The organism is Paenibacillus lentimorbus NRRL B-30488 (assembly GCF_000411595.1).
GTDB lineage: Bacteria > Bacillota > Bacilli > Bacillales > Bacillaceae > Bacillus > Bacillus velezensis.
In genome coordinates this window covers 1-14,048 of the sequence record NZ_ANAT01000044.1, presented here as the reverse complement: position 1 = coordinate 14,048, position 14,048 = coordinate 1, and the positions used below count along the sequence as shown (strand labels likewise).

Sequence of the window (14,048 nt, the reverse complement as noted above, 5' to 3'; positions counted from 1 at the left end):
AAGAGAGCCCGTATGAAGCGATTCAGCCGGCGCAAAAACAGGACACTTATCCGGTGTCTTCGGCGCAGAAACGGATGTATGTGCTCCAACAGCTTGAAGACGGCGGTGTCGGCTACAATATGCCGGCTGTGCTGGAACTGACGGGCCCGCTTGACTGTGTCCGGCTGGAGGAGACGTTCCGGGAGCTTGTGGAGCGGCATGAATCGCTCAGAACGTCCTTCGAAACGGGGCCTGACGGCGAACCGATGCAGCGCATCCATGACAGCGTGCCGTTTCAGCTCGATGAGGCCGAGTCAGCTGACGCATTCGTCCGGCCGTTTTGTCTGGAGGAAGCGCCGCTCTTCCGTGCGGCCCTCGTGAAAGAATCGGACGAACACCATCTTTTATTAACAGATATGCATCATATTATTTCTGACGGTGTGTCCGTCAACACCTTGATAAAAGAATTCGGCGAGCTGTACGCAGGCCGTTCGCTTGCGCCGATGCGCCTTCAATATAAAGACTATGCCGTCTGGCAGCGGTCGTTTCAGCAGAAAGAAGGGTATCAGAAGCAGGAAGCGTATTGGCTGAAACGGCTCGAAGGAGAGCTTCCGGTGCTTGAGCTTCCGGCTGACAAGCCCCGTCCGGCTGTCAGAAGCTTTGCGGGCGGCAGCGTATCGTGCACGCTTGACGCTGAAACGGCATCCGGCCTTCACCGCATCGCCCGGGATCACGGCTCCACTTTGTATATGGTGCTTCTCGCCGCGTACAATACGCTGCTCGCGAGATTGAGCGGGCAGGAAGACATCATCGTCGGCTCGCCGATTGCCGGGCGCCCGCACAAAGACCTTGAACCGATTCTCGGCATGTTCGTCAACACGCTGGCCATCAGAACGGAGCCGAAAGGAGACAAACGGTTTACCGATTATTTGTCGGAAGTCCGCCAGGCGGCGCTTGAGGCGTATGAGCATCAGGACTACCCGTTTGAAGAGCTGGTGGAACGGCTCGGCGTGCAGCGGGACATGAGCCGCAATCCGCTGTTTGACGCGATGTTTATTCTTCAGAATATGGAGCGAGAGGAGATAAATCTGGCCGGTCTGAAGGCGTCACGATCAGAGCATACCGAACATGATGTATCAAGTTTTGACCTGACCTTATCAGCGGCTGAATCCGACGGAAACATCCGCTTTGAGATGGAATTCAGCACCGAGCTTTTTATGAAAGAAACGATTGAACGCTGGATGGGCCACTTACTGAATCTCTTGCGCCATGTTGCCGCCGAACCGGAAGTCACACTATCGAAAGCTGACATTTTGGATGAAGAAGAAAACAAAAGTTACTGATTGAGTTTAATAACACACAAACCGAATTCATGGAAAAACACAAACTGTTTCACCAGCTGTTTGAAGAGAAAGCAGAAGAAACGCCTCATCAGACCGCTGTTATTGAAGGAGCACAACAGATCAGCTATTTGCAGCTCAATGAGCGGGCAAACCGTCTTGCCCGAACACTGCAGAAAAATGGATTCGGTCCGGGAAAAAGAGCTGCCATATTGGCAAACCGTTCGATTGAAGCGATCGTCAGTGTTCTTGCGGTCATGAAATCAGGAGGGGCGTATATACCGGTTGACTCCCATTATCCTGAGGAACGGATTCGCTATTTATTAAAAGACAGCGCGGCATCCGTCTTGATGGTGCAGTCAGAATACAAAGAACTTGCTTCACAGCTGACGGATCACAATTTATTTCTCATTCAGCTTGATCATGAAGATCAATACGATATTTCTGCAAAGAATATTCAGCCGGCAGCGTCACCGGATGATACCGCATATATCATATATACTTCGGGAACAACGGGAACGCCGAAGGGAGTCGAAGTCAGAAATCGCAGCTTTACCCATGCAGCACTTGCATGGCGCAGGATTTATGAGCTTGATCTTATACCGGTCAGAGTGCTGCAGATGGCGAGTTTCTCATTTGATGTATTTTCAGGGGATCTTGCACGCGCCCTGCTGAACGGGGGAACGCTTATCATTTGTCCGGATGACGTCCGGCTTGAGCCGCAGCAGCTTTATCGACTCATTGATCAGCACCGTATCACGTTTATGGAGTCGACACCCGCGCTGATTGTTCCGTTTATGGAATATATATACCGCCGGAAACTCGCGCTGCAAAGCGTAAAAATACTGGTACTTGGTTCAGATATGATCAAGTCGCAAGATTTTTATACGCTTCATGAACGCTTTGGGAAAGAAATGCGGATCATTAACAGCTACGGTGTAACAGAAGCGACAATTGATTCTTCGTATTATGAAGCCGGAATGAGCGAAGAGCCGCGGGAAGATGATGTGCCGATCGGTGTTCCGCTTCCGAATGTGCAAATGTACGTCTTAAACAAAGACAAACGGGTCCAGCCGATCGGCGTTTTCGGAGAGCTGTATATCGGAGGCGCCGGCGTCGCCAAAGGATATTGGGGACAGCCTGAGCTGACAGAGGACGCATTCAGTGACCCGTTACAAACGGGAGAAACACTTTACAGAACCGGAGATCAGGCTTGCTGGCTGCCAGATGGAACTCTTCGTTTTAAAGGGCGGATTGATAAGCAGGTGAAGATCAGGGGATACAGAATTGAGACGGGAGAAATAGAAAGTGTGCTTTTGAAACACGATCAAGTCAAAGAAGCGGCTGTTACCGTGATGAAAGATGCCGAAGGACAAGCCCGATTAGCGGCATACATCGTTCCTAAAGAGGCCGATATCTCATCACTCCGCCAGTCTCTTATGCAGGAGCTTCCGGCTTATATGATGCCGTCTCATATTATCGGTTTAGACAGCATGCCCCTGACACTGAACGGCAAACTTGATAAATCGGCATTGCCGGCAGAAGAGATACATTCATCACAGGCATTTGTCGCGCCCGGCGATGAAAAACAGGCAATGCTATGCCGGATTTGGGAAGATGTGCTTCATATACAGAAAGCGGGAATTCATCACTCTTTCTTTGAGCTTGGGGGAGATTCCATTAAGGCGCTTCAAGTGTCAGCCCGACTCGCCGGAGAAGGCTGGAACATGTCGATCCGCGATTTGTTTCAGTTCCCGACGATTGCAGAACTCGCGAAGCACCTCACGCCGGCTGTTGCAACGGCTGATCAGGGCCCGATAGAAGGAAGCGCTCCGCTGACACCGATCCAGCAGAGATTTTTTGAGGAGCCGGGTGCATTTGAGCTTCATTATAACCAATCAGTCATGCTGTGCAGTGAAGAAAGCCTCGAAATAGATGCGCTGTATCAGGCGGTTTGCGCGCTGACAGAACATCATGATGCGCTGCGAATGACTTTCACTGAAAATGAGCATGGGGAAGTTGTTCAATATAACCGCGGAATCACAGAGCAGCATGAAGAAATCTTTACGCTTAACGTCATAGATCTTTCAGAAGAAACACAGCCGGAAAAACGGATAGCTGCTGAGGAAAAAGAAATACAGCAGGCTATGCGCCTTGATCAAGGCCCTCTTCTTCATCTCGGAGTGTTCAGGCTGAAAGAAGCCGACCATCTGCTTATCACGATTCATCACCTTATCACGGACGGCGTGTCATGGAGGATATTGCTTGAAGATCTGCAGACAGCTTATCAGCAGGCATTGGACGGCAAACAAATCGAACTGCCGCCGAAAAGCGATTCTTATATAAAGTATGCTGAAGAGCTTTTTGACATTTCCAAGAGCAAAGCATTGCTGGAGGAAGCCGCATACTGGGACAGCGTGATGTCTGGTGAAACAGCGCCGCTGCCGAAAAAAACTGATGAAAACGCCGGACGATTGCAGGAAAACGCGCGCACTGCATCGTGGATATTAAGCAGCGAAGTCACGAAGCAGCTGCTGTTGGAAACACAGCAGGCATACGGAACGGATGTTCATGAATTGCTTTTAACGGCGCTTGGAATGGCGCTTCATGAGTGGACGGGTTCCGAACAGATGCTTATCAGCACTGAAGGACACGGACGCCAAGGGCATATTCCTGACATTGATATGTCAAGAACGGCAGGCTGGTTTACATCTGTTTACCCGGTGCTTTTGGATATGAGAGTGCCGGACGGCTCAGGCGAAAAAACCGCGCACCGCATAAAGACGGTAAAAGACATGCTGAGACGGGTTCCTCATCACGGAACCGGCTACGGGCTGCTGAGATATTCGCGAAACATTCTTTATAAAGACCCAGAAATAAGCTTTAACTATCTCGGTGCGTTTGACGGTCTTGAGGGGACGCTGAAGATGTCACCGTTCAAGCCGCAGCATGATATAGCATCCGGGCGCATCCGCGAGTTTGATCTGGATATTAACGCGATGGTGGCGGCCGGGCAACTGGAGGTAAAAGCCGTTTATACCGATGTATTTGCACCGGGGGCAATCGAGTTCTTCATGAATCGTTTCCATACTCACCTCGAGGACATCATCGCCCATTGTTCCGGCAAGAAAGAGCGGGAAAAAACATTAACGGATTACAGCCATACAGAATTGACCGCTCAAGCACTATCAAGCATTGAAGATCTCGTAAAAGGACTTTAATTTCATAAAAAGGTGTGTGGCATTCGTGACACAAGCGACAGAAATTCAAGATATTTACCCTTTATCATATATGCAGGAAGGCATGCTGTTTCATTCGCTTCTGGATTCCGGATCAAACGCATATGTCGAGCAGATTTCGTTTACAGTCAGCGGGGATTTATGCATTGATACATTCCAAAAAAGTCTGGATATGCTTGTCAGCCGTTATGATATTTTCAGAACGATTTTCATAAAAGAAGTGCCTGACCTTGAAGGGCCGCAGCAGGTTGTCCTTTCACGCCGTGACACTGCCGTACAGACTGAGAACATTTCAGACTATTCGGAAGAACGGCAGCAAAGCATCATTGACGAATTTAAGGAAAACGACCGGCATAAGGGGTTTGATCTGCAAAAAGGCCCCTTAATGCGCTTGACTCTTTTTCAAACGGGAGAAAACCGCCATACATGCGTTTGGACTCATCATCACATTATGATGGACGGCTGGAGCTTGGGCCTTGTACTGAAAGATTTCTTCAGCATGTATTATGCGATCCGAAACAACAGGTCTGTAAACCTCGGCAGTCCGGCTCCTTACAGCACTTATATCAAATGGCTCCGAAGCCGGAATAAAGAAGAGACGTCAGCGTTCTGGTCGCGCTGCTTGGAAGATTACGGAGAAACCGTTTCCGTTCCGCAAACGAAGAATAAGCCGGCGCAAAACGGTTATGCATCTGAGCATTTTCAATTTTCCCTTGAGCCTGAAACCGTGCAAAAACTGACAGACATTGCCCGAGGCATCGGGGTCACGCTGAATACTATATTTACGGGCATTTGGGGTCTGCTTCTCCATCGTTACAACGGCACTGAAGATGCCGTCTTCGGTTCAGTTGTTTCCGGCAGGCCGTCAGCTATCAGCGGCATTGAATCCATGGCCGGACTGTTTATCAATACCGTGCCGGTAAGGGTGCGCGCGGCTGGTGATATGACTTTTTCTTCTCTTCTCAAAAAGGTGCAAAAAGAGTCACTCGCTGCGGAAGAGCACAGCTATTATCCGCTTTATGACATTCAAAACGAGAGCGGCCTGCAAAAAGATCTCTTGAACCATATCCTTGTCTTTGAAAATTATCCGGTTCAGATGCAGGCTGCGGTAAACGGCTGGCAGCAAACGGAAAGCAGTGCGCTCTCACTTGAAAACTTTTCGATGGCGGAAGAAACCAATTACGATCTTAACGTCGTCATCGTTCCGGGAGAAGAGTTTTATGTAAAATTCAGCTACAATGCGGGCATCTACGATCGGGAAGACATGAAACGGATCAAAGGGCATATTCTGGAGGTCATCTCCTGTGTAACGGAAGATCCGGACAGGCTTTTATCAAGCATCAGTCTCGTACCTCCGGGGGAAGAAGCCCTGATTCATTCGTTTAACGAAACGAACCGTCCGTACCCTGAGACAACCGTTCATGGGCTGTTTGAAGAACAGGCGGCAAAAACGCCTGACCAAGAGGCGTTGAGATATAACGGAGTAAGCTGGAGCTACAAAAAATTAAATCAGCGGGCGAATCAGATTGCCCATGCGTTAAGGGAAAAAGGCGCCCGTTCCGATCAGATCACCGCTGTTATGCTGCGCCGATCAATGAGTACGGTTGCCGCTCTGCTCGGAATTTGGAAGTCGGGCAGCGCCTATATGCCGATTGATGCGGAATTTCCGCCTGAACGGATTTCATTTTTACTGAGAGACAGTGAAGCCTCACTGCTCGTGACTGAAAAAGACCTGCTCCCCCTCATTCCGCCGCATTTCAAGGGCAGCGTCGTCATCATGGAGGAAACGGTTTCCCAGCAGACCGCACCGCTTCCGCCGGTGTCTGACAGCGGAAATTGGGCGTATGTCATTTACACCTCCGGAACGACAGGCCGGCCGAAAGGGGTGCTTGTACCACACAAAGCGATCAGCAATACATTGCAATGGCGGCGTGAAGAATACGGGATGACAGAAGGAGACATAGCGCTTCATCTTTTTTCATACGTATTTGACGGGTCATTAACGAGTCTTTTCACTCCGCTTCTGTCGGGCGCCTGTGTACTGTTAACTGATGAAGATGATGCGAAAGACGTCCTTTCAATAAAACAGAAAATCGCCCGCCACGGAGTGAGCCATCTTCTGATCGTTCCGTCTCTGTATCGCGTTCTGCTTGATTCGCTGACGAAAAAGGATGCGCAGACGCTTCGGGCGGTGACATTTGCCGGGGAAGCGGCCACCCCTGATATCGTGGAAGCGAGCCGCAACATATGCCCGAATGCCGAGCTGCTGAATGAATACGGCCCGACGGAAAACAGTGTGGCCACGACGGTTCTGCGCAACCTGCAAAAAAGCAGCCGGATTACGATCGGGCGCCCGATTGCCAACACTTCTGTCTATATGATGCACGGAGATCGGCTGCAGCCGGTCGGAGCCGTCGGTGAACTGTGTATTTCCGGAAAAGGTCTGGCGGACGGATATTTTCAGCAAAAAGAGCTGACGGACAAAGTCTTTACCCCTCATCCGTTTCGTAAAGGTGAACGGCTGTACAGAACGGGAGATGCAGCCCGATTTTTACCGGACGGAACGATTGAATACATGGGACGCTTTGACGATCAGGTGAAGGTAAGAGGTTACAGAATTGAATTAGGAGAAATCGAAACGGCACTCAGAAGTCTGTCCGGGGTAAAAGAGGCGGCAGTCACCGTGCGCAAAACGGCGGACGGGGAACAGGAGCTTGCAGCTTATGTCGTACTGGAAAACGTCGGTGTGACATTTGATCCTCATGCCGAATTGGCCGGGAGATTACCTGCTTATATGATCCCGGGAAGCTTTACCAAATTGACGGAAATGCCGCTGTCTGTGAGCGGAAAACTTGATCGGGCCGCACTTCCTGAGCCGAAAGAAGCCGAGAGAACCGGTGATTATCAAGCTCCGCGCACAATGCTTGAGACTGAGCTGCTGTCTATTTGGCAAGAAGTGCTGAAATGGGAACACATCAGTATGAGAGATGATTTCTTCCAAATCGGCGGACAGTCGCTGAAAGCCGCGTCGCTTGTTTCAAACATACATAAACGGCTGCAAATTGAACTTGCCGTCCGCCATGTTTTTGAACATCCGACCATCGAGAGCATGGCCCGCTTCCTAGAACAGAGGAAAAGAGGAGAATATGCAGAAATCACGCCTGCGGAGGCAAAGGACTTGTACCCGCTATCTTTTGCGCAAAAAAGGCTCTATGCCCTTCATCAGCTTGCGGCGGACAGCACGGGCTATCATATGCCCGCTTGTCTGGAGCTGAGCGGCAGACTCAACCGTGATCGTCTGCACGAAGCCTTTTCAGCGCTGTTACAAAGGCATGAAGCGTTACGCACATCATTTGTTTTGCGAAACGGGGAGCCGATGCAGCACATACATTCACATGTCGATCTCGATCTCACAGAGATTCACATGCCATCCGGGACACTTCTTCAAGAGACAATGGAACCTTTCGTCAAGCCGTTTGACGTGGAAAAAGCGCCGCTTTTGAGAGTGACTTTAGCCAAAGCCACTGAAGAACGTCATTTTCTGCTGCTTGATATGCATCATCTTATCGCAGACGGTGTGTCAATGAGCGTTCTGATTCAAGAATTGACGGATTTGTACAGAGGAAAAGAGTTGCGGCCGTTAAAACTTCAGTACAAAGATTTTTCCGTCTGGCAGCATGAGCGGTTCGCCGCTGAAGAATTCAAAGAACATGAGCGGTATTGGCTGGATGCGATCGGGGAAAACATTCCCGTTCTTGATCTGCCGCTCGATAAAAAGCGCCCGCAGCTTCCTGATTTCAGCGGGTCCGTTGTACGAACGCGCCTTCAAAAAGAAACGGCGGAGAATTTGCGCCGGCTTATGGATGAGACGGGTTCGACGCTGTATATGATTCTTTTGGCAGGCTACTCCTTGTTCCTTTCTAAATTGAGCGGGCAGGAAGACATTATCGTCGGTTCACCTGCGGCCGGCAGAAGCCGCGCTGAGCTTGATGGGGTCATCGGCATGTTTGTAAATACCGTAGCAATGAGAAGCAGGCCGAAAGGGGATAAGACATTCCGCGCTTATTTAGAAGAGGTGAAAATGCTTGCCCTCGGCGCAGCCGAACATCAGGACTTCCCGTTTGAAGAACTTGCCCAAAAGCTTGATACACACCGGGAAGTCAATCGCAATCCGCTGTTTGATGCCATGCTCGTTTTGCAAAACAGTGATGATTTCAAAGTGAACCTTCCGGGCTTATCCGTTTCTTCACATGCAGTGAAACATGACATTTCAAAATTCGACTTGACGCTTCATGCCGAGGAACAGCCGGACGGCTCACTGGATTTTCATTTTGAATACAGTACCGCGTTGTTTGAAAAAGATACGATCGAACGGTGGGCCGGTCATTTTAAAGAGCTTTTAGGACAAATCGCATCGGATGATGAGCAGAAGCTGTCTGACATTCATTTGCTGGACACAAACGAGCGGCAGATGCTTCTTCAAGCGGAAAATCAAACAGCTGAGTATCCGAGGCATGAGACGATCGTCAGTTTATTTGAAGCACAGGCGGAAAAAATGCCGGATCAAATTGCAGCCGTTATGTCCGATGAGCGTCTCACCTACCGCGAGCTCAATGACAAGGCGGATCGAATCGCTGATATGCTGTCGGAAAACGGCATCCGCTCCGGACAGATTGTCGGAATTATGACCGAACGATCCCCGGATATGCTGATTGGGATTCTCGGTATTTTAAAAGCGGGAGGGGCTTATCTGCCGATTGATCCTGACTATCCGGACGAGCGGATTTCATTTATGCTGACTGACAGCGGCGCGCGTGTTCTGTTGACGCAATCGGGTCTTGGGATATCCGGAATGGACGGGCTGCCGGTATTATACATTGATAAGCCTGAATCCGTTTCAGCAGACAGAACGAAAGAAATGGTAACGCCTGAACAGCCGGCTTACGTGATTTACACATCGGGCACAACCGGAAAACCGAAAGGCGTTATGACGGAACACCGCAATGTCATCAGCCTTATCACACATAAAGGACTGCCGTTTGATTTCGGCTCTGGAGACGTCTGGACGCTGTTCCACTCCTATTGTTTTGATTTTTCTGTCTGGGAAATATTCGGCGCGCTCTTATACGGCGGAAAGGTAGTTATCGTGCCGAAAGAAACAGCCCGTGATCCGCATTTGTACCGGCAGCTGCTGCAAAGTGAAGGCGTAACGGTGCTGAATCAAACGCCGACGGCTTTTTCCGGACTCATTCATGAAGAGGCCGGGCATACGGACAAGCTGAAGCTTCGATATGTCATTTTCGGCGGAGAAGCGCTTCAGCCCGGCATGCTGAAAAGCTGGAAAGAGAAGTACCCGGAGACGGAGCTTGTTAATATGTACGGCATTACGGAAACCACGGTTCACGTCACATGCAAAAAACTGAAGATGGATGATATTGAGAGAAATAAAAGCAATATCGGCAGACCGCTGGAAACCCTTCATGCTTTTGTCATGGACGCCTATATGAATCCGCAGCCGATCGGAATTCCAGGTGAGCTTTATATCGGCGGGGAAGGCGTCGCGAGGGGATATGTAAACAGGGATGATTTAACCGCCTCCCGGTTCATCACGAATCCGCACAATACCGGCATGCGGCTCTACCGAACGGGCGATATTGCCAAAAGACTCTCAAATGGCGAGCTGGAATATGTCGGGCGGATAGATGCGCAAGTAAAAGTCAGAGGCCACAGAATTGAGCTGGGAGAAATAAAATCAGCGCTGCAGGAGCTTTCCTTCGTGAAAGAGGCCGCCGTGATCACACGTGCTGATCAGCACGGTCAGCACTCCATTTACGCATACGCGGTCATACACGGGAACGAAAAATAAAAGAAGCAGAGATTCAGGCCTCTCTCAGAGCTTTTCTGCCGGAATATATGATTCCCGCCCGCTTGATAGAGCTTGATGAACTCCCTTTGACGGCGAATGGGAAGCTGGACGAGAAGGCACTCCCGCAGCCTGAATTAAATGAAAGCCTTGGAGATGATATCAGCCTGAGAAATGAAACTGAAGAAATGATGGCTGACATCTGGGAAGAACTCTTAGGTGTTGAAGGACTCGGCCCCAATGCTCATTTCTTCCATCTCGGCGGGGATTCGATTAAAGCGCTGCAAGTATGTGCGAGGCTGAAACAGCAGGGCTATGAAACGACCGTCCGCGAGCTGTTCGAGCATCAGACACTGGGAGAAGTGTCGATGCGGCTCCGGAAAGTCCGCCGCGTGATTGATCAGTCTCCCGTCACGGGAGACGTGCCGCTGACGCCGATCCAGCACTGGTTCTTTTCGCAATCATTGCCGCATGATCATTTTAATCAGTCCGTTATGCTCCGCAGTGCGGACAGAATCAATGAATCTGCTATGAGAAAAGCGCTGGCACAGCTCGCGGTTCATCATGACGCATTACGGATGGTATGCGGCACACAAAACGGATCGGTGATTCAATATAACAGAGCAGAAAACCTTTCTGAAGAAGAACTCTTTACGTTTGAAACGCATGACGTAAGAGAGAAAGGTTCATTACAAGAGGAGCACGCCGCAATTGAACAGGCGGCCGCCCGTATTCAAACTTCCATTCGGCTGGAGACGGGTCCGCTCGTAGCTGTCGGCTTATTTCATGCCGCTGATGGCGATCATCTGCTGCTTTCCATTCATCACCTTGTCATTGACGGAGTGTCATGGAGGATTTTATTTGAAGATCTCACCGCGTGCTACAGGCAGGCGCTCGAAGGAAAAGAAACCGCGCTTCCGGCGAAAACCGATTCCTATCAGACTTACGCGAAGCAAATCTCTGATTATGCAAAAAGCCGCCGGCTGTTACAGGAAGCAGACTACTGGTCCGAAAGAGAAAAAGCGGCGGTCAAACCGCTTCCGAAAGATGCCCGCACCTCTTCCAATCTTCTGAAAGATACAGATGTGATGACCGTTACATTGACAAAACAGGAGACTGAGCAGCTGTTAACGGAAGCAAACAGAGCATACACAACAGAGACGGGCGAATTATTGCTTGCCGCGTTAAGCCTAGCGCTGAACAGATGGACCGGAAACGAGACATTCAAAATCAGCATGGAAGGCCACGGAAGGGAAGAGCACCTGGAGCATCTTGATATCAGCAGAACCATCGGCTGGTTTACGTCAATTTATCCGGTATTGGTTGACGCAAGTTTTCAAGATCAGCCTGATGACGGCGAGCGTCTCGGCTATCACATTAAGCGGACAAAAGACATGATGCGCCGCATACCGCATAAAGGAGCGGGATACGGGGTGCTGAAATATATAAGCAAACTCTGGGGAGAGACTGAATCTGATTCTCCTGAAATCAGTTTTAACTATCTGGGACAGTTTGACCGGGAAATCCGTTCCAGCGGCTTCGGTGTTTCTCCCGTAAAAGCGGGAAATGAAGTCAGCCCAGACTGGGAACGCCCGTACACACTTGATATCAGCGGCTCCGTATCGTCGGAATGTCTCAGCATGCATGTCGTGTACAACCGTTTTCAGTATCAAAAAGAAACGATTGAAGTTTTGACGGGATATTTTCATACCTTTCTCAAGCAGATCATCACGCATTGCACAGGCAAAGAGGAGCGTGAATGGAGCGCCGCTGATTTCAGTGACGAGGAGTTAACGCTGGAAGATCTGAATGACATTATGGGAGCCGTCAACAAACTATAGAAAAGGAGTGGCGCAATGGGGCAGCAACCGGAAATACAAGATATATATCCTTTGTCTTTTATGCAGGAGGGCATGCTTTTTCATTCTCTGTTGGATCATGACTCAAGAGCCTACTTCGAACAAGCGGTGTTTACGATCAGCGGACAGCTTGACCGGGAACGATTCCAAAAAAGTATAGATGCTGTTTTTGAACGATACGATATTTTCCGTACGACATTTATTCATAAGAATGTGGCGAAGCCCCGCCAAGTCGTGTTGAAAAACAGGCCGAGCCGCGTTCAGTTTCATGATATTTCTCATTTGGACGAGAAGGCGCAAGACAAATATGCCGACCGGTTCAGAAAAGAAGATAAAGATAAAGGCTTTGATTTGCAATCAGATCCTCTCATGAGAGTCTCCATTTTGAAAAAAGCGCCTGAACGCTATGTTTGTATATGGAGCCATCATCATATTGTCATGGATGGCTGGTGCTTCGGAATTGTCATGAAGGAATTTCTGATGATCTATCAATCTCTGGGAGACGGACGGCTTCCGTCTCTCGAGCCTGTTCAGCCATATGGGAAGTATATTAAATGGCTCATGAAGCAGGATCGTAAAGAAGCCGAGATTTTTTGGAAAACGAGACTTGCCGATCTTGAGCAATCGGCGTCTCTTCCGAAAAAATCCGCGGAACCAAACGGCGAACTTGAGCAGGCGGTTTTCACCATTTCTGAAGAGCAGACAAATGAGCTGAAGAACATTGCGGCAAGGGCTGGAGCAACTCTGAATACAGTGTTCCAGGCACTGTGGGGCATTTTGCTGCAGCGTGTCAGCCGCTGTGATGATGCCGTTTTCGGTTCTGTCGTTTCCGGCCGGCCGTCGGATCTCGCAGGCGTGGAAAAAATGGTGGGACTGTTTATTAATACGATTCCCGTACGGGTGAAAAGCGGTTCATTTTCTTTTCTGGAGCTTGTCAGGCATTTGCAGCAGGAGACGCTGCAAGCAGAAGCGTACAGCTATTATCCGCTGTATGACATTCAGGCGCAAAGCCCTCTGAAGCAAGCGCTGTTTGACCATATTATCGTGTTTGAAAATGTGCCGGCCCAGCGTGAAATTGAAAATGTGAGTCAGGCCGGTTCATTTGATTTTGCGGTAGAGGATTTCACGATGGAAGAAGTCACAAACTACGGATGCAGCATAAAGGTGATTCCGGGCAATTCTCTTTATATCCGCTTAAAATTTGATACCGGTATATACGACGATGTTTTTATGAAGAATATCGAAACATTTTTACGGCATATGGTGAACTCAGTCATTTCCGACCCTGAAATCGGCGCTTCCGAGATCGCATTGCTGGATGCGTGTGAAGCCAGAAGTATGATGGATGCATTTAACCATACAGAAACGGTTGAACCGCCGGCTCCGACGCTTCACGGGCTGTTTACCCGCCGCGCCGCGCTTTCGCCGCATCGTCCGGCGCTTCGTTTTCCGGACGGTATGCTGACGTACGCCGAGCTCGATCAGTACACGGACAGGCTTGCCGTCCAGCTCCGACAAAAAGGCGTCCGCAAAGAAAGCATGATCGGTGTGCTCGCTGAACGCTCGCCAGAGATGGTGATTTCAGTGCTTGCCGTGTTAAAAGCAGGCGGCGCCTACGTGCCGCTTGACCCAGAATATCCGGAGGACAGGCTGCGCTATATGCTCGATGACTGCGGCGCTTGTCTCCTGCTTGCACAGCCGGGGTTATCCGTTTCCGGTTTTTCCGGTGAAACGCTAGAAGTGTCTCTTTCTTCTCTGACAAGTGAGA

Annotated in this window: 1 protein-coding gene and 2 pseudogenes; all 3 read left to right on the top strand. The window is 49.8% G+C overall.

What is annotated here, in order from left to right:
- Nucleotides 1-4,540 (top strand): annotated as a pseudogene (locus tag D368_RS18495) (amino acid adenylation domain-containing protein); the annotation flags it as partial.
- A 25-nt stretch (nt 4,541-4,565) separates the two neighbouring features.
- Nucleotides 4,566-12,262 (top strand): annotated as a pseudogene (locus D368_RS18490) (amino acid adenylation domain-containing protein).
- A 15-nt stretch (nt 12,263-12,277) separates the two neighbouring features.
- The coding region (locus tag D368_RS18485) for a condensation domain-containing protein (RefSeq protein WP_486129300.1) at nt 12,278-14,048 on the top strand (1,771 nt) is incomplete at its 3' end.